At 48.9% G+C, this 18,703-nt stretch carries 17 protein-coding genes; 5 read left to right on the top strand and 12 right to left on the bottom strand.

Translation table 11 applies throughout. The features are described from left to right. Positions 1-24: 24 nt before the first annotated feature. From TCA2_RS21255 to TCA2_RS26375, 7 genes are all read right to left on the bottom strand, one after another. The gene (locus TCA2_RS21255; protein WP_052512251.1) at positions 25-1,056 is read right to left on the bottom strand and encodes a GT-D fold domain-containing glycosyltransferase; all 1,032 of its coding nucleotides are present in this window, start codon (positions 1,054-1,056) and stop codon (positions 25-27) included. Between the two features lie 13 nt (positions 1,057-1,069). Then, on the bottom strand, positions 1,070-1,801 hold the full coding sequence (locus TCA2_RS21250) for a sugar phosphate nucleotidyltransferase (protein ID WP_047913606.1): 732 nt from the start codon (positions 1,799-1,801) through the stop codon (positions 1,070-1,072). A 14-nt stretch (positions 1,802-1,815) separates the two neighbouring features. Then, positions 1,816-2,562 (bottom strand): glycosyltransferase family 2 protein, encoded by a 747-nt coding sequence (locus tag TCA2_RS21245; RefSeq protein WP_047913605.1) that lies wholly within the window; start codon positions 2,560-2,562, stop codon positions 1,816-1,818. Next, complete coding sequence (locus tag TCA2_RS21240) at positions 2,559-3,407, bottom strand: glycosyltransferase (RefSeq protein ID WP_081872721.1); 849 nt, start codon at positions 3,405-3,407, stop codon at positions 2,559-2,561. The genes TCA2_RS21245 and TCA2_RS21240 overlap by 4 nt, the downstream gene beginning before the upstream one ends. A gap of 37 nt (positions 3,408-3,444) precedes the next feature. Then, positions 3,445-4,440 carry a glycosyltransferase gene (locus tag TCA2_RS21235; protein WP_238546471.1) on the bottom strand — a complete coding sequence of 332 codons (996 nt, stop codon included), beginning with the start codon at positions 4,438-4,440 and terminating at the stop codon, positions 3,445-3,447. A 199-nt stretch (positions 4,441-4,639) separates the two neighbouring features. Then, positions 4,640-5,650: a WIAG-tail domain gene (locus TCA2_RS21230; RefSeq protein WP_047913604.1), complete on the bottom strand. Its 1,011-nt coding sequence runs from the start codon at positions 5,648-5,650 to the stop codon at positions 4,640-4,642. 14 nt (positions 5,651-5,664) lie between these two features. Then, the gene (locus tag TCA2_RS26375) at positions 5,665-8,019 is read right to left on the bottom strand and encodes a hypothetical protein (RefSeq protein ID WP_052512250.1); all 2,355 of its coding nucleotides are present in this window, start codon (positions 8,017-8,019) and stop codon (positions 5,665-5,667) included. Between the two features lie 225 nt (positions 8,020-8,244). On the opposite strand from TCA2_RS26375, the gene TCA2_RS21215 reads away from it, so the two are divergent. Together TCA2_RS21215 and asd are read left to right on the top strand one after the other, a co-directional pair. Continuing rightward, on the top strand, positions 8,245-9,360 hold the full coding sequence (locus tag TCA2_RS21215) for a YheC/YheD family protein (protein ID WP_047913603.1): 1,116 nt from the start codon (positions 8,245-8,247) through the stop codon (positions 9,358-9,360). Between the two features lie 100 nt (positions 9,361-9,460). Then, the gene (gene asd / locus TCA2_RS21210) at positions 9,461-10,273 is read left to right on the top strand and encodes an archaetidylserine decarboxylase (RefSeq protein ID WP_047913602.1); all 813 of its coding nucleotides are present in this window, start codon (positions 9,461-9,463) and stop codon (positions 10,271-10,273) included. A 403-nt stretch (positions 10,274-10,676) separates the two neighbouring features. Here the strand turns inward: asd and TCA2_RS21205 are convergent, their stop codons facing one another. The 3 genes from TCA2_RS21205 to TCA2_RS21195 all read right to left on the bottom strand — a co-directional run bounded on the left by TCA2_RS21205 (position 10,677) and on the right by TCA2_RS21195 (position 13,931). Beyond that, positions 10,677-11,465 (bottom strand): AraC family transcriptional regulator, encoded by a 789-nt coding sequence (locus tag TCA2_RS21205; RefSeq protein WP_047913601.1) that lies wholly within the window; start codon positions 11,463-11,465, stop codon positions 10,677-10,679. 97 nt (positions 11,466-11,562) lie between these two features. Further along, positions 11,563-12,342: a TIGR00266 family protein gene (locus tag TCA2_RS21200; RefSeq protein ID WP_047913600.1), complete on the bottom strand. Its 780-nt coding sequence runs from the start codon at positions 12,340-12,342 to the stop codon at positions 11,563-11,565. A 95-nt stretch (positions 12,343-12,437) separates the two neighbouring features. Beyond that, positions 12,438-13,931, bottom strand: coding sequence for a PLP-dependent aminotransferase family protein (locus tag TCA2_RS21195; protein ID WP_047913599.1), 1,494 nt, complete (start codon positions 13,929-13,931; stop codon positions 12,438-12,440). A gap of 161 nt (positions 13,932-14,092) precedes the next feature. Between TCA2_RS21195 and TCA2_RS21190 the strand changes: the two genes are divergently transcribed. The 3 genes from TCA2_RS21190 (at position 14,093) to TCA2_RS26770 (ending at position 16,594) form a co-directional block, all read left to right on the top strand. Further along, entirely contained in the window at positions 14,093-14,707 is a 615-nt protein-coding gene (locus TCA2_RS21190) for a pyridoxamine 5'-phosphate oxidase family protein (RefSeq protein ID WP_047913598.1), read from the top strand. A 218-nt stretch (positions 14,708-14,925) separates the two neighbouring features. Beyond that, on the top strand, positions 14,926-16,224 hold the full coding sequence (locus TCA2_RS21185; protein ID WP_047913597.1) for an aminotransferase class I/II-fold pyridoxal phosphate-dependent enzyme: 1,299 nt from the start codon (positions 14,926-14,928) through the stop codon (positions 16,222-16,224). A 244-nt stretch (positions 16,225-16,468) separates the two neighbouring features. Further along, on the top strand, positions 16,469-16,594 hold the full coding sequence (locus tag TCA2_RS26770; protein WP_081872719.1) for a sporulation protein YjcZ: 126 nt from the start codon (positions 16,469-16,471) through the stop codon (positions 16,592-16,594). Between the two features lie 132 nt (positions 16,595-16,726). Here TCA2_RS26770 and TCA2_RS21180 read toward each other — a convergent pair whose 3' ends face one another. Continuing rightward, positions 16,727-17,944, bottom strand: a complete 1,218-nt coding sequence (locus TCA2_RS21180) for an ABC transporter permease (protein WP_047913596.1) — start codon at positions 17,942-17,944, stop codon at positions 16,727-16,729. Between the two features lie 3 nt (positions 17,945-17,947). Then, on the bottom strand, positions 17,948-18,694 hold the full coding sequence (locus TCA2_RS21175; protein WP_047913595.1) for an ABC transporter ATP-binding protein: 747 nt from the start codon (positions 18,692-18,694) through the stop codon (positions 17,948-17,950). Between the last annotated feature and the right edge of the window lie 9 nt (positions 18,695-18,703).

Below are 18,703 nucleotides of genomic sequence, written 5' to 3'. Positions count from 1 at the left end.
TTACCTCCTTCAAGAACAGCTGCATCACTGCTGACTCTCCTGTATCATTTGATCCGCTAGATGACCGATATCAATGGCGACTTTTTTATCTTCACTCGCTATGCGCTGACAAAGAACAACCGCAGGAACTCCAGCAGCGATTAAACAAATATCAAATTCATACCTGCGGCACTCCTCTAACACCCGCTCGATATCTTCAAATCCACGCACCGGGCTGACACTGCCAGTAACATTTACACCCTGCTTCCTCATCAAATCCGCTGTTTCTGCTGCTCTGTTTCCGATAAGAAGGACACGCTGCTCAGCAAGGATTGGCAGTAGCAGGCCATGATGATGCAGCTGGTAATTAATGAGTGAGGAGGTCAGCCGATTCTGCGTTAAGCTCCAGCCGTAATGCCGGCTTACGGCAAACAGCAGCATCTGGAATTCGGGCCGCCTGGACATGGGAACCCCCACATAATCCGCCTTCATGATGGAGTCCAGCAGGAGACTCTGAACAGAAGCATCAGGTAAAGGCACCCCTGCATAAGGTAGAAATGCCCCTAACTCATGGGCTTCTGTGCTGGAGATTACCGTCCCATAAGCTAGGGTCAGCAGCTCGCCGTCTCCCAGCCGTACAAGCGAAAAAGACCGGCGTTCATCCAGCGCCGACCGAATCTCATCCGCTACCTGTTTACTGTCTGTAATCTCAAGCATCTCGGCTTGATGCTGCATGAGACCTGACTGAATGAGAGCTTCGGCTGTAATTCCCGGCAGTATTCTTCCGCTTGGAATGAGCCGCTCTACAATTGCCTCCCCACCGTGGTACATTCCCTCTTTATACCCTGCGGCATAAGCCTTCTGAAGCGGACCCTCATGATCAAGCGGGAGCGGAGCCTGCGGTTGACGCGGATGTTTGTGCCTCTTAGCATTGGTTTTTTTCCTCATGGCCGGCTTTAATTTGGATCCCTTTTTTCTGGCAGAAGCCTTATTCTTGACGGAAGACCTCTGCCGTCTCTTCTTCGCGGCGTGAATGACTGCCAGCCCGACATGATCCAGCTTCCTGCTTCGCTCCATATGGATTGCTCCCTTAGGGTAAGATCTTCTTCATCTGAATGGCTGCATCCTGAAGAGATTCGAATGTCCCGGCATCACTCCAATAACCGGAGAGAATATCGTACTCCAAGCCTTTCGCTCTGGCATAGGCATTGTTCACATCCGTAATTTCGAGCTCTCCCCGGGCAGAGGGAGATATGCCTGAAATAATATGGAATACATCCGCATCATATAGATAAAACCCAGTTACGCTGTAATTTGTCTCTGGATGCTCCGGCTTCTCTTCAATATATGAAATAAGCTCGCTATGCTCGGGATCAAATACAGGTACCCCATATCTTCTTGGATCATCGACTTCCTTCAGCAGCACTCTGGCTGTTCCCAGCTTCTGTTGCTTAAATGCGGTGACAAAGGGAGCAAGATCATCTGCAAACAGATTATCTCCAAGCAGAACAGCAAACTTCTCCTGCGGTAAAATAAACCCCTTGGCTAAATCCAGCGCCTCTGCAATTCCACCTGCTTCTTCTTGAATCCGATAGGTCAGACTCACCCCATACCCGGCTCCGCTCCCGAGAAAATCGGTATAGAGCCCAGCAGACTGCTTGCTAATAATAAGCATAATGTCTGTAATCCCTGCTTTGCGCAGTGTTTCAATTCCATATACAATCATCGGGTACTTGCCCACAGGGAGCAGATGCTTGCTCAGCAGCTGAGTCAAAGGATGAAGACGCGTACCCTTGCCTCCTGCAAGAATTATCCCTTTCAATTTCATTCCCCCTTCTATATAAATTGAAGTGGATCCACTTGCCATTTATCCATAAACAGCTGATGATTCCGCTTCACTAGCTGGCTCAGGCTGTCCTCACCTGATTTTCGAAAACTCGCACTGCCCTCATGGTGCACAAGTGTATCTCCACAGACAAGCAGCCTGTATCCGGCAAGCCTAGCCCTGTAGCAGTAGTCATCGTCCTCATAATGACCCGGGCTGAACCGTTCATCCAAATAACCGATCTTCTCCAGCAATTCCCGCTTGAACAAGAAGCACAGTCCAACGATTCGAGGAACCTCTACCCAGCGTGAAGGATCATGTTCATTATGCTCTGCTGCAATATCTAAGAACTGGGCTTTGGAGTCAAATGGGATCTCCACCTGTTGTATGCCGCTTGCATAGTTTGTGACTGGACCTGTGATACCGACAGCAGGATCACTGAACAGCCCCTGCTTAAGCTGAACCAGCCAATTTCGCGTCACGGTCACATCATTATTTAGCAGCAGCAGGCTGCTTCCCCTGGCGATACGCAAGCCGCTGTTGCATGCCTTTGGAAATCCCCGATTCTCCGGAAGAGAGATCACTCTAAGACGCTCAGATACGCAGTACTCGTAGGTTCCATCCGTAGAACGATTATCTACGACAATGATTTCGTAGGGTTCCTCTGTCCATTTTCGTATCGAATCAATGCAGCTTCGCAGCAATTCAAGACCATTGTAGGAAGGTATAATAATGCTGGTTATCTCCTGGATATTCATGGCGCATTTCTCCAACTGGCGACGGCCGCTCTATATTGAGGAGAAGGCTCTCCCATCCCTGTGCGGGCTTGAAGACATTGCGACAACGCTTCAATATGGTCACCAATAATCATGCGCTCCACATCGTTGCCCTTGCCCGTATTGTCTTTTCTAAGACGATTGCCCTTTATCACATTCACTTTGCTGACTGCCTCTACCTTCATTCCTTTTGTACAAGCCAGCATCTGTGCCACGGGAGGCACCATCAGACTCTGATACCCAACCTCACTGATACAGCGGCTGGATAAGGCATGAGGTACTGCGACAAGCGAATTTGCCGCAAGATCCCTCCGATCGAGCACCGAATTTAAGTAGGTCTTCATTCGTGTGACGTCATCCTGATCTGGAAATGCAGGAATATAGGAGGTTAAGTTATTCAACGCCATATCCACGCCTCGATCGACGGCCGACAGAAACGGGGCCAATCGCTCCGCCTTAATCACGATGTCTCCGTCCGTAAACAGGACCATATCAGAAGTCGTAAGCTCTGCTCCGATTGCGCGTCCGACATCGTGCCCTACTCGGTCCGGTTCATGCACAATAGTAACAGCCGGAAACTTTCGAGCGATCTCATAACTGTTGTCTCTGCATCCATTTAACACAACCACGATTTCCTGCAGGGGAAGACGACTCAGCTCCTTCAGCACTCCTCCGAGAGTTCCGGCCTCATCCGATGCAGAAACGACGGCAGAAGCTGAATTCTGCAAGGTTAAATGTAATGGTGCTGAAGCAGACAACTTCCTCTTTTTGCCTGGTGATTTTGACTTCCTGCTCTCCGGCTTCTTCAGCCCGCGCGAACTCTTCATTCGTACAGCCATCCTTCTCGTCCCCATCCGGTTCTGCTCACCTCGCTCTTACCAAGTGCCTTGCCCTGTGGAGATCCGTAAATCCGCCGCGGCTTCCTTGATGCAGCGTTAGCCAGCGAACAGCTTCTTCATGATCTCTTAGAACAATGCCGGTCAATAGGTCTTGGTTATGTTGATCCTTTCTTCTTAGCGGATTTAATCTCCCAACAGGCACGCGATGGACGGCTTTGACGAGAAGTCCCTGCTTGATCGCCATGGACTGAGCTAACGGAGGTATCTGTAATGCCCCTTCCTTGAGCATTTCAAATGCAGTTCTGCTGATCGCATGCGGCACGGCCGTCATGGAGGCTCCCTTCAAATCCGATCGACCGAGCATGGTATTCAGTGCGTGCTTTGCTTCCACGACCGGATGAACCGGCACTGTACGAACGGGGCCATTATAATCGTTCAATGCAATATCGATTCCGGACAATACAGCATTAACAAAGGGCTTCAATTCCTGAGCAGGGATCAGCATATCCCCATCAATGAAGAGCAGCACCTGCCCTGCAGCTGCATCGGCACCGATTTGCCTTCCGACATCATGACCGAGAGCTTCTGAGTAAGTGATAATACGAGCTCCTGCTGCTATGGCTCTCGCTTCTGTCTGATCCGTAGAACCATTGACAACAACGATCACTTCCGTGGAAGAATGGATTCTCTTTGCTTCCCGAATGACGCGGGCAATCAATGCTTCTTCATTCATTGCAGGAATTATGACAGAGACTACTGGCTCATGAATGACAGATTCCTGTCCCTCAGGTTTCAGGTGATTACGATCTGATTGCTCAGCGATCAGCTGAGCTGATTCGACCGAATTTCGGGATGTTGTCCGGCGATTTTTAATCGTTCGTTTGGTTAATCGACGCTTCTTCAGCGGCTTTATTTTTCCGGTTTGCTGTATATGGCCTCCCTTGTCAAGCACCCGTTTCTGGCTACCGGACCGGCTGGGAGCTTTTGAGCTTCGCTTCATTTTTCGATTGTTATCTCCCACCGTATGTCCTCCTTCTACCTTCTTGTCAGGCATTGCTTCTATCAAGGAGTATTCACGTATAGCATATGCACTCAGATGAGGAGAGCAACGGCTTCTGTCCTTGCTGTCTTCACTGGATCCTCACGAGTATATAAAAACAAGCAGTGCTCTCCCGCTGACACGCGTTCAGGGATTGCACTGCTTATTAACTGAAATGGGATTACGGCTGGGTGCCAAGAGCTATCCAAGATACAGTGCCGTAATCACTGCTGTCCCCGCTCAAACGTCTAATTTTGAGCAATACGGAATCTTTACGCTGCTCAATCACACTGACTTGGAAGTCTGTCGTATTGCACATGGCGACGAATACATAGCCTGCGGATTCAAACTCTTCCTCTAAGGAGACTACCACTTCTTGCTCAGCTGCTTCTTCCTCTTCAAAAGCAATAATATACTGCCCAAACTGCTGTGTAACCGGCTGCTTCGATGCCGAACGTACCGGAGTAAAGCTCAAGTGCTCCGGACACAGTGCTCCTTTTGCAACATGCTGACCTTCAATCACTCGTTCCGCCAGCTGCTCGCCTGTAATCGATCGTGATGCAAGAACTGTAGCCGGAAGGCTCTCTTCAGCCAGCTTATCGCCTGTGATGCTCTTATCTCGAATCAGCTCGGCACCTATTGCCCCCTCCTCGATATGAGCACCGCTGATGCTGCGAAGCCGAATATGGTAAGGAAGAATGGCACCTTCAAATATATGTCTGGATTGAATGGACGACTGCTGCAAATGATTGGAGCCAATGATCTCAGCCTGCAGATGTGAACCATTAATGGATAATGGCATCAGATGCTCCCATGAGATGGAGGATATACCATAGTGCTCATGCTGAATCAGACCCGGCGTAAGATGCATGGACTGAACCGCTTCACTGGCAAGATGGGCACTGCCGATTGCACCTTCTTCAATAAGTCCAGATGTGATGGACAGCGCCTGAATATGTTCTCTTTCAATCGTTCCAGGCTGAATATGGTAGGAAGAGATCGAACCTGGAGCCAGGTGATGCTCGCGAATAGCACTGTCCTGAACATGCCCTGAACCGATCGCAGCTTCTACAATATGCAAGCCTTGAATACTGCTATGCTCTAAATGCTCCGTGGATATGGCAGCTGCCTTTATATGATGGCGGTCGATAATCTGCTCCTGAAGTGCATCCTCATTAATGGAAGCGTTCATCAGATGAACCTCGCCTATACTCGCACGGGCAAGCTTGCGTCCTGTGATCGTCTCATCAAGAATCCATTACCTTGTCGCAGATCACTGGCCAGATGCTCGGCTGTAATGGCGCTTTTCTTGAGATGATACCCCTGGATGCTCCGCTCTGCCACATGCTTGCCGAACACGGATTCATTCGCAAGATGAGTATCAAGAATGGATTGGGGGGCAATTTTGTCAGACGTAATCGCATTCGCCTGGATCGACTCATGAGTGATGGATCCTGGATATATGTGTCCGTTCAGCACACTGTGCGCTGCTAGCTTCGTTGCGGTTACACTGCTGTCCGCGAGCTTCGCTCCGGTCACGGCCAGATTGGCCAGCTTATCGGTCGAGACACTTTCGGGCGACAGCTTGAGCGACGTAACCGCATAGTCTGACAGATGCTGCGGAAGCACGGCCCCATTTTTAATCAGCTGATCGGTTATACTTGCCTGAGCAAGATGCCTGGTGTTAATGCTGTTGTCTGCTATTGCAGCGGAGAGGATCGAGCCTTTCTTCAGATGAATGCTGTCGATGGAATCGGCAGCAATATGCCCCGTATGAATGGCCTGCTCTTGAATGACCTCTCTGCCGACACTGCCGGGCGTCAAATGAATATTCTGAATAGACTTCTCTGCCAGATGCTCACTGCGAACCGCATTGTCTGCAATAATTCCACTATCTACCGACCCTGTTGCCAGCTTAGATTCAGTTACACTCTTGTCGGCAAGCTTATCCGTAGTAACGGATGAGATTTGCAGATTCTTCGTATTCACGGCGTTATCACTCAAGTGCAGGTGCTGAATACTGCGTGGTGAGATCGCTGTGCTGATGACAGATTCAGGTCCCAAATGCTGTGCTTGAATCGTACTGTTACCGATGTGTGCTGACTCAATGGCCTCCTTGGTCAAATGCCAAGCATAGATAGAACCTGCGGACAGATGAGCAGAGCCTACTGCTCCCCCTGCAATATGTCTCGTATGCACGGCCTGGTCTGCAATTTTGGCTGCGAGAATGCTCTGGTCCGCAATCTTGGAAGAAGTCACGGCCTGCTCAACTAGCTGGGCCGTGCCCACGGATTGATCACTTAGCTTCGTGGTGCTTATAATCCCATCCGCCAGGTGATGACCCAAGATTTCGGACTGTCCAATTTGCTCTTTGCCGATGGCCCCTTTCAGAATCTGCTTCGCACCAATGCTCTCTTCCGCTATATGCATCCCGGTTATCGCTTGCTTTTTAATATGTGCTTCTCCGACTGCCCCTTCAGCTAGCAGATCGGCATCAATAATCTTCGCAGACAAGTGCTGCTTGCCAACAGCTCCCTCCGCAAGATGCTCAGAGGTTATGCCTCCCTGAACCACGTGCTGTGCAAGAACGGCACGATCCTCGATTTTTCCAGAGGTTACAGCTCCATCTCTTATCTTGCGTGAGGTTACGGCATCATCGGCCAGCTTGGAATTATGAACGGCTCCATTCCCCAGCTGTCTTGTTCCTATTGCGCTACCTGCAATCTTCTCCTGTGTAATGGATTCCTCCTGAAGCATTTCACTGGAAATGATCAGATTGGCGAGGTGCCGTGTACCGATGGATCCATCCGCGATCTTGTCTGCATCGATACTCTGGTCACTTAATTTTCTGGAAGTGATGCTGCCGTCCTTGATCTTGCCGCCTGTTATCGACGCGTCCTTTACCTTCTCTCCCGAAATCGCTCCATTGACCAAGTGCTCATCAAGTACAGAAGCTTCGGCCAGCTTGGAGGACACAATAGCCCGGTCCGCAATATGAATGGCAGTAACCGCATACTCCTGAAGAGCTTCGCTGCCTATAGCCCCCCGTTTAATATGTCCGCTGTTGATGGCATACGGAGCCAGCTGTGTACCTGTTACGGCATGCTCGCTAATATCCTCCGTGTAGATAAAAGCTTCTCCTCCCGGCATCTGTTTCTCTGCCAGCAGCTCTTTCTTCGCAGTGATCAGCTGGCTGTGACTGTGTGGCGTATTTTGTATTATATTCATTACCGGGCTAAGCTCTGTCTCCTGCTGCAGCGTTTGATCTGACGTAGTAATGGGTGATGCCTGGGCGATAGGGGCTGCCTGGGCTGTTTCCTCTTCTTGAACAGGCTCGGGTACAATTACCGCACTGGCAATAGAAGCCATCTCTTTGGAGGCAGGTTCTTCTACGACGGTGGACTCAGCCTCAGCTTTTAATTTACTCTGCTGCCTGGCCTTGGCTCTCTCCCTCTCTGCATTTAACCGGTCCAGCAGTGCAAGCTCACTCGTATCGGGGTCTATCCCAAAACGATGTTTGGCTGCATTCTGACTCGTTTTGATCTTCCCTCTTTTTTTCAAAACCGCTCGCTCCTTTATAACAAAACAGTTGTTTTTCCTGCATCCTATGCACGGCTATAGGCATGTGACACTCCCCGGGCATACTTTCATGAAGGTCCATGCCCTAATTTTAGGCTTGTATTTCAACGGCTCGATGCGGGCTGCTCTCCCTATCGGGACAAACCCTGCAATCATAGAATAGAATCGAGCCTTTCTTTAACGTATCCGAAAGGAGGAATCAAGCTTATGGAACATGTCGGCATCCTTCTGGACTCTTCCATCTATCGGAGAATTCCTCATGGCAGAACAGGGCAGGAATCTCTTGCACAATATGAACTGGCAGCAGCTTCCTACAACCTCATCCCCTGTTACATGAGACTAGAAGATATCAATGTGTCTGCAGGGACATGCAGAGCCTATATCCACTCAGAGAACAGATACAAGCTGGATACCATCAAGCTTCCCTATATTATCCATAATCGGGCTATGTACTTTACTACAGCCAGTCACCATAAAATGGCCGGACTGATCCAGCGGGGAATTCTCATCTATAACCTTAGAAATCGATATAAAAAAGTTCAGATTCATAAACTGTTATCCCGAAATCCGGAGCTTGTACCTCATTTGCCCGAGACAGAGCCGGCCACCAAGCAATCCATAGCACGGATGATGGGTAAGCATTCGGATTTAATTATCAAGCCCAGCAATGGGAGTATTGGGAGCGGAGTGATGCGGCTAACACAGCAAAGTGCCTTGTGGCAGCTCACCTTCCATCCGAAAGCAGGCAAATGGAGACAAGTCAGATTCAAGCCAGGACGACTGCCTTCTTTTCTGCCCGCACGCATTGCCCGCAAGGAGCACCTCATTCAGCAAAGAATACCTTTGGCCACTTATGAAGACCGGCCTTTTGATCTGCGTGTAACTGTACAGCGAGGAATGACCGGGGAATGGGGAGTTACGGGGATGTTCGCCAAGCTGGCAGCCTCTAAGGATGCCTTTATCACCAATGTGGCTCGCGGCGGATCTGCCATGACGGTGGATCGCATATTCCCAAGCGTGTTCCCTTATGTTGCGGCAGATAAACTCCAGAGCAGCATTCATCATCTGGCTCTGACTGCAGCGCACCAGCTGTCTGCCGAGCTGCCCCATATTGCGGATCTTGGCATTGATCTGGGTATTACTACGGCAGGTGAACTCTACTTGATTGAATGTAATGGAAGAGATCAGCGCTATGGCTTCCGCAAAGCCGGCATGCCGGAAGAATGGGCCCGCAGTTATCGTGAACCGATGGCGTATGGGCGTTATCTCCTTGATCAGAAACGGTCTGCGCTTCTGTCAAAGACCTCAACCTTATTGCAATAACGTCATATTGATTTCGAACCCGTTCTGTGTCAATATTATGCAGAGTGGCCGGACTTTACGAACGTCCGGTCTAGACGCTCGTTTCCTAAGGGGGATATACATGTCGAAACCGTTGCTGCGCCTCATGACAGAGCTTTCTTCACGCAAATGGATCTCCCGGCTTACCGGCACTTTTTCCAAGAGCAGTGCGAGTAGGCTGCTCATTCCGTGGTTTATCCGAACCTACGAAATAGATCCTAATGAGGCCGAACTAGAACCAGGCGAATACCCTTCCCTGAATGCTTTTTTTACACGAAGGCTGAAGCCCCATGCGAGGCCTCTGCATGAACATCCAGATTCTCTGCTTAGTCCGGTGGACGGCAAAATTACAGCGATGAGTCCGATAACCAAAGGCACCATTCTTAATATCAAAGGTCACGATTATACCCTCGCTGATCTGCTGAACCAATCTCCTCACATGGAGAAGTATAAAAATGGGTGGGCTGTCATTCTGTATCTGAGTCCAAAAGATTATCATCGAATTCATGCTCCGGTCACGGGTAAACAGGTAGAGAGCGAGCATATCCGCGGTAAAGTGTATCCGGTGAATGATTTTGGTCTGCGTCATATGAGAACCGTATTAAGCCGGAATGAACGGCTTATTACATATATCAAGCATGAGCATGGCGAGATTGCGCTTGTGAAAGTCGGGGCTATGAATGTAAGCAGCATTCAATATGCTGATGACACCGTGAAGGCTTGGCAGCGCGGGGATGAGCTCGCTTACTTCGAATTCGGCTCTACTGTCGTATTGCTGTGTGAGAACGGCACCTTTGTACCAAGGGAAGACCTGGCGGAAGGAGACAGTGTCCGGATGGGTGATCCGCTTGGGGTCATTGTTTCGAAGTCAGCAGCAATAAGAAGGCCATCATAGAAGAACACCGAATAATAGCGTGCGGATTGAATAGTAAAAAGCAGCAGTCTCTTTGAAAAGCATTTTCCAGAGAGACTGCTGCTTTTATCATTTGAGGCTTTTGCACAATTCGGTATGATTGGTCTTAGGATGTATGCAAATCCTCTGTATATGATGAATCCATATTTTGATTCACTCCACTAATTTCAATCCATTCTAGAACCAGACATTGTCCACCGGTTTACGGCGCAAACGGTTACGGAACAGAGAACAGCCTTTGCCAAAACAGCCGCGATTTCGAATTCTGCGAATTCCGTTCAAAGTAGACCCTCCTTACTCCTGCATGATATACATTAAAGCATATACCCCGCAGCATTAGGTTTGAAACTTTGATTAACGCTTTGCGTCATTTTACAATCTCGAATCAACGAATCTCTGATGGACTTCTCCCTGTATATTGCTTGAACTGCCTGCTGAAAAAGAAGATATCGCGATACCCGAGGGCATCCGCCACCTCTGTTACATTCATTCCTGCATGCACCAGCAGATGCTCTGCACGCTCAATGCGCATCTTGATAATATAGGACTGGACGGATGAACCGATCAGCTCTTTAAATTTTATGGAGAAATAACGGGGGGAAAGTCCTGCTCTCGCCGCAAGATCCTCTACCCGATGATTAATGCCGGGATGCTGACGCACGTAGTTAGCGATCTCCTGAATCGCTTCAGCAAGCTGGTTACTGACCTTCTTCTCCGCAGGGTGCTCCTCATATTCCAGCCGCAGCAAATGAATCATCATCTGCTTCAGAATAAGCTTATTCTCTTCTTCACGTCCATAGGCTTGGGACAAAAATAACCTCACGTATCTCGCAAGCATATGCTCAAAGTCAATCGTCTCTCGAAGCCGGTTATACGTACCCGGGACTTCTGTAACCGGCTCCTTGACATCAAAATGTATATACGTTAGTACAAACGGCTTCTGCGGATTATGAGTTGCACTTGTATGGTCACCAGGACGGAACAAGAAGCAGCTTCCCTTCTGGGCATGATAAGGCTCATCATTTACAATGACCGTACCTTCTCCGCTCCACACATAAAATAAATCGTAGTTTTGCATCGGTTTTTCGCGTTTCTGCCATTTCCAGCCTGGCTCACAGACAATCTTGGCGACGGCGGGCAAAATCACAAAAGACGACGGTGACGCATGTAACATGTCGTCCTTCCTCCTTATTAAGTGGATCATTACCCCTTATTATAGCGTGAAACGAGGCGGAAGAAAAACGCTACATCATGTAGATATGATTAAACATTTAACGCCCATCCAGTAAATTGCCGAGTCCTCCAAGAACGCTGCCTTCCTCTTTTTTCCCCATGCTTGCAGACAGCACTTTATCAGCCAATCTGGAGAATGGCAAAGACTGCACCCAGACCTTACCCGGTCCACGCAAAGTGGCAAAGAACAGACCTTCACCGCCGAATAAGGCGGTCTTCACTCCCTTGACGAACTCAATATCATAATCAATAGTGGATGTCATCGCGACTAGGCAGCCTGTATCTAAACGGAGCGTTTCACCTGGCTGAAGCGTTCTTTCGATCACTAAACCGCCGGAATGAACGAAGGCCAGGCCATCCCCTTCAATTTTTTGCATAATGAAGCCTTCACCGCCAAAGAAACCTGCACCCAGCTTACGACGGAACTCAATGCCTACCGATACTCCCTTGGCTGCACACAGAAAGGCATCCTTCTGGCAGATCACTTTACCTCCCAGATTGACCAGGTCGAGAGGGATGATCTTGCCTGGATACGGTGAAGCAAAGGTTACACTTTGACGGTACCTGCCTTCGTTCGTGAATACCGTCATGAATAAGCCCTCACCTGTGATGAGTCGTTTGCCTGCCCCCATCAGCTTACCCATCATGCCTCTTCCCGCTGAACTGCCATCTCCGAAGATCGTTTCCATACGAATATCCTGGTCCATCATCATGAAGCTTCCTGCTTCAGCAACTACGCTTTCACCCGGATCGAGCTGAATTTCTACGCACTGCATCTCTGAGCCGAGAATCGAATAATCAATTTCATGTGCTGGCATTTGAATTCCCCCGTAAGTTTAATTATTTGTCAAATGAGTCCTTATTAATGACTATGATTACGTGAAATGATCTTAACTGGTTTCAATCCCTTGATTTATTTTCCAATTCCATCTTCATGTTTGATGTCTTCATATGCCTGCGCCATCCGTAAGATGCCCTCCTTTATTTCCTCCTCGGATAGATGCGCATATTTAAAATAGGCGGAAGGTCTGGATGGATCGAGCTGAAATCGGACTCCGTCAGTGAAGTATACTCCCCGTCGCGTGCAGGCCTTCTTGAACGAAGCATAATCTACATCGCTCCCTTTCCATAATCCGTAAAAGCCGAGCCCCGCATCCCCTACAAACACGGTGAATAGGTGACCTGTATGCTGCTGGATCCATTCGGCAAATTTCTGATGCTTCACCCCATACCGGCGGGTGAGCTTTCGAATATGCTTCGCATAGCCGCCGCGAGACATCCAGACAGCCAGTGCCCGCTGTTCATATAGACCCGCAGATATCGGATCGTAATAGGCCTTGGCAGCAACGACCGGTGCGACAAGCGCTGGAGGCAGAACAGCATAGCCCAGGCGAAATCCTTCGGGCATCGTTTTGGAGAAAGAGCCAATATGAATGACTCTCTGCTCCTGATCGAGCACTTTCAGCGGCTCAATTGGACGTCCTTGAAAGCGGAATTCGCTGTCATAGCTGTCTTCGATAATAATCGCCTGCCTGTTTCTTGCCCAAGCCAGTAGAGCAAGCCTTCGCTCCAGATTGAGTACAACACCTGTTGGAAACTGCCGGCTGGGCGTAACAAATAGAAGCCTCGCATCCCAATCCTCAGGAATAATTCCATGATGATCTACGGTAGAAGGAATCACTTCGCCTCCGCACACCTGGACTGCCTGGGCAAACCCCTTGAATCCCGGACTTTCGACTACCGCCTTCTCTCCCTCATCCAATATCACTTGGGTAAGAAGCGCTATTGCCTGCATCGAACCGTTAAACAAGACTATTTCCTTGCCGCTGACCATAATCCCCCGAGTTGCTCCCAGATGCGCCGCTATGGCTTCTCTTAAACGTATATCGCCTGCCGGGTCATACACACTCTCATATTTCTCCTGCTGATTGCTTCTCGACAGAATACTCTTCCATTCCGCATACGGAAAATCGGCATCAGGCTTGTGTGATCTGTCAAAGCGTATTTCCTCTGTCTGCTTATGTGCGGACTGCTCATCCGACAGGAGAAGATGCGAATTGACCGCTGTCAAGGATTGATACTGTTCGGCTGCCCGTTTCCCCCATGCAGATAATCGAATGTCCGGATAGACTGCCTCCGGCGGTTCACCCGGTATGCCGGCAAAGGCTACATAAGTCCCTCGTCCCGTCTCCGTGTGAATATATCCATCGGCCTGCAGCATGTCATAAGCGGTTGCGACAGAACCGCGGGACAGCCTGTATTGAACAGCTAACTGCCGAGTTGCCGGCAGCTGAGTTCCACTCTGCAGCGTTCCTGACAGAATTGCATCCCGAATCGCGTGGTACAGCGCATGGTATTTATAACGGTATTCCTTGATATATCGATCCCAAGAGAGCATAAATTCCATATTATTCGATCCTCCGTTATCTGCTGCTTTCCGATTGAGTATACATGGTTCTTATAAATTGGACTATTAAAAATTAATGATATTGGATCTTTTTTCATGACAATAGACGGACTAAGATGTAGAAAAACATCAATCAGCCCGCTGCGAGGAGGCACACGCTTATGAGAAGAAAAGAATTCACCATTGAGCAGGAAGAGGAGATTACTGAATTTCTATCGACACAAACCTTCGGGTATCTTGGTACCGTCAGTCCAGACAACAAACCAAGGGTAACACCGCTCAATTTTGTTTATGATGAAGGTTGTTTTTATTTTCACGGCAGTCTGGCCGGAGAGAAAATGAAGCATATCAAGGCGAACAGCACCGTCAGCTTTACCGTTGCAGAAGAGTTTTCTTTAATCCCTTCCTACTTCAAGGACCCCTTGCTGGCCTGCCCCGCTACATCCTTCTTCAAGAGTGTATCCGCCAGTGGTCATGCAGAAAAAGTAATCGATCTGAAGGAAAAGGCCCGGGCTCTGAACCGATTTATGGAAAAGCTCCAGCCGCAGGGAGGCTATCTGACCATCGATGCCGACGATCCCAGATATACAGGTCAATTAAAGGCGGTTGCCGTTGTCCGTATCATTCCCGAAACGCTGAGTGCGAAGTTTAAATTCGGGCAGAACCTGCAGCAGGACAAGCATGAACAGCTCCAAGAGCAGCTGGAACAGCGAGGCGAGGCTAAGGATGCCGCAACCGTAGAAATGATGCGAAAATATTGTCCTTTTCACTCCTGAATGATTCCATGTTTTCTCTTTCCACTAGTCGCTCATACTATAGCTGCAGCTTGTTCATGCTTGCTGCACATCAGTCATAACTCAGCAGTGTAACGCGGTAATGCATTGTAAAGGTCATTTGTATTGTTTTTCCGTGACGACTGCTGTGCTTGATGCTATAATATGAGGCAGTGTAAATGGTCTCTAATCTATTCAACGACTTGGAAGGATGAAAATCGATGAACCCACTGGCTGTACAGCTGAACGAAAGTATTCAAGCGGGCAGCGATCATGTGTACGACATGCTCTCGAGGCTCGGCAAAGAGCTTTATTATCCGAAGGAAGGTATTCTTAGTCAATCGGCTGAAGCTTCAAGCCGCGCGAAGAAATACAATGCAACGATCGGGATTGCAACCGAAGGCGGCAAACCGATGCATCTGCAAGTCATCCAGGAGAAACTATCTGCCTATAAACCACAGGATTTGTATCCTTATGCACCCCCGGCTGGTAAACCAGATTTACGAGTAGCATGGCGGAACAAGATGATTGAAGAGACGCCATCCTTACAAGGTAAAATATTTGGCAATCCCATTGCAACGAACGCTCTGACCCATGGTCTCAGCATTGTGGCAGACCTGTTCGTCGATGACGGAGATGCTGTTATATATCCAGATAAAAACTGGGAGAACTATGAACTCACCTTTGGAGTTCGAAGACATGCCCGTTTGGTCAATTATCCATTGTTTAATGATCAGATGAAATTTAACAGCAACGGACTTAAGGAGGCTCTCCTTGCACAGAAGGATCAGGGCAAGGCCGTTGTTGTCTTGAATTTCCCGAACAATCCGACAGGCTACACCCCGGGCATTGAAGAAAGCAAGGAGATTGTAGCCGCTGTCACAGAAGCAGCAGAGGCAGGAATTAACGTCGTTGTTGTTACAGATGATGCCTATTTCGGTCTGTTCTTCGAGGATTCCATTCACGAATCGTTGTTTGGAAGCCTGACCAGCATTCACCCACGAGTTCTCCCGATCAAGATCGACGGAGCAACGAAGGAAGAGTTCGTCTGGGGATTCCGTGTCGGATTTATAACGTATGCTCATGACAACCAGGACATCCTGTCTGCACTGGAACAGAAGACGCTGGGAATTATCCGCGCAACCATCTCCAGCGGCCCGCATCCTTCACAGACCTTTGTGCTTGATGCGCTGAAATCACCTGAATTTGCAGCTCAAAAGGAAGAGAAGTTCCACATTATGAAGGCTCGTGCCAATACCGTCAAAGCCCTGCTCGACAGCGGCAAATACGACGGAGCATGGGAATACTATCCTTTCAATTCAGGGTACTTCATGTGTCTGAAGGTGACGAAGGTACAAGCTGAAGAGCTGCGTGTGCATCTTCTGAACCAATACGAGATCGGGACAATTGCGCTTGGCGAGCATGATTTGCGTATTGCCTTCTCCTCACTGGAGGAAAATCAGCTTGAAGAGCTGTTCGATACGATTTATCAAGCTGTACAGGATCTGACACAAGGTTAGATTCAGATTCAAGTATCGAACCAAGCAAGTCCAAATCACGAGAAAAGTATTAGCCCCTCTGACCTCCCTAGGCAGTCAGAGGGGCTTGTTTGTATGTCAAAATAGACGGCTCCAATTTCTGTTTCAGTTTTTTTTATGCATCAAAAGGCAGCAGCCCAAACACGAGGGGTATTTGCATCATAGGATACGTTGTACGCTTCTTCAAGAGGGGCTTACGAATAAGACCTGAAAGGGGTATGAAAATATGTCTGGAACAGAAGAAAGAAGTTACGGTTACGGCGGCGGCGGTTTTGGTGGATACGGCATCGGAGCAATCCTTGTATTGTTCATCCTTCTTGTTATCATCGCTAAATCCTTCTCCTCTTACTAATTGCAGGTAAAGAACAGCTCAGTGGATGGACGGTAAATTTCATACCTGATCTAACCTCGCGAATAAGTCACCAGGCCATAAAGGAAAGGGGTCTATCCATGGATAGACCCCTTTCCGCTAATCACCTTACACTTATTCCAATTCCTCTTCCTTAGTCCATTTCTTCAGTTGCGAGCTTCGGAACATGCGGGCGATGAGTAGGCCAAGAGCTAATGTAATTAGCAGCTCTACCCATCTGCCCCACCCTCCGATAAGCAGTGGAATCCATAACAAGATGGTTAACGCCGACTGCAAGGTATATACGAACTTCAGTACCTGTAGTCTACGGCTCTCTGCTGTTACCGGATAGATGTAGATCCAGAAGGAATCACGGTGATATCGGAGTAGTCCGGACAGCTGAATTCCCAGTACGAACAAGAAGAATAAGTATACTCCGCTTCCCCACAGGCTGCTTCCCGTCCAGTACACGAACAGACCGCCTACAATGGCAAGCCTGATACATATTCCCAGCAGATCACTGCGGATGAAGGTCTTTGCTATTAAGTATTGAAAAGCCTTGTCCTGCCCCCATGATATACGTTCAGCCAGTGGTGCAAGCAAACGGCGGGAATGGACACGCTGCTTGAGTGCAGGGACTTCGACGAAGAAGCCTAATGTCTTGATCACTCTCGCCCCTCTGACCTGCTCGGTCTCGATCAAATGCTCCCAATGAACCGGCAATCGTACGGGCAGACGAAGAGAGACGACATACAGCACAGTCAGTACAGCGATAAAGATTAATCCAGGTATAGCTTGATGCCATATCCACGCATACAATGACAAGGTGATCACGGCATAACGCAGAAGCCGGTAGCCCATCCGTGACGACTTGGACAGCATTTGCTGCTCGCACCAGCCTCCGAAGCTGGCAATGCATTTTAAGATCACGAGCAGAATGAGAAACAGCAGGAAGGGCTTAGGTTCTCCCTCACTTCGAATATAAAGCGGCCACAAGAGGATGAATAGCAGGATGAGTCCAACCGTTTTGTAGACGATACCCCGAATAAAGCTGTTCTGCAAATACAGATGCATCCGATATTCCTGAGGTCTTAAGAAGACAATATCGGCTTGACGGAGGTAGGTCCGATAGCTGCTGAAGATGACCGGAGCAACGAGCACGAGGAGCATGACCCATCGGATCGGAAAACCATTCGGAACATCTTGTACAAGCGAAGTGTACCATGCGGAAAACGCGATCAGGGAAAAGCCCAGTACGACGGCTACCCCGCTCTGCAATACATAACCTAGATAGGGTGTAATTTGGTTCCAGAATGCCCCTCGTCTTGATTTCCATAGCTGCTGCAAATCCATCTTCTAATCCCCGCCTTGTACGAGCTTATAGAATATTTCCTCCAGCGGAGCCTGTCTCATCCCGGACCCGGCCCGAAGCTCCTCCAAGGTCCCTTGCGATATAATCTTTCCCCCATGAAGTATGATGAAACGATCGCAATAGTTCTCTATCGTGGACAGGATATGAGAGCTGAGCAGAATCGAAGAACCCGATGCGCGAATTTGCATCATGAAATCCAGCAGTGATCTGATACCCAGTGGATCCAGGCCCAGAAACGGTTCATCAATAATGTATAGTGGAGGTCTGGCCACAAAAGCGCTCATGATCATGACCTTTTGACGCATTCCTTTGGATAAATGGGCAGACAGGCTGTCTTTTTTGTCCCGCATACGGAACATGTCCAGGAGATGATCGGCCCGCTCTTCGAACTCCGCCTTGGACACATTATAGGCCCTAGCGGTAAACTCCAAATGCTCCATCACGGTCATCTCCATGAACAGCTCTGGTGATTCCGGAACAAACGCCATGCCGCTCTGGTAAGCTTCCGGATTCTCATCCCGGCGTTTGCCTCCAATGAGCACCTCTCCCTGATGAGGCACCATCAGACCCAAAATATGCTTCATTGTTGTACTCTTCCCGGCACCATTCAAACCGATCAGGCCAACCATTTCACCAGGAGCAACACGTATATCAATATCATGCAGCACCGGCTTCTTTGCACTGTACCCTCCGCTTAATCCGTTAATTTGCAGGATAGGTGTCTGTTCCATGTAATCCCC

Source organism: Paenibacillus sp. TCA20 (genome assembly GCF_000732325.1).
Taxonomy (GTDB): domain Bacteria; phylum Bacillota; class Bacilli; order Paenibacillales; family Paenibacillaceae; genus Paenibacillus; species Paenibacillus urinalis.
This window is presented reverse-complemented; position numbering and strand designations above follow the sequence as displayed.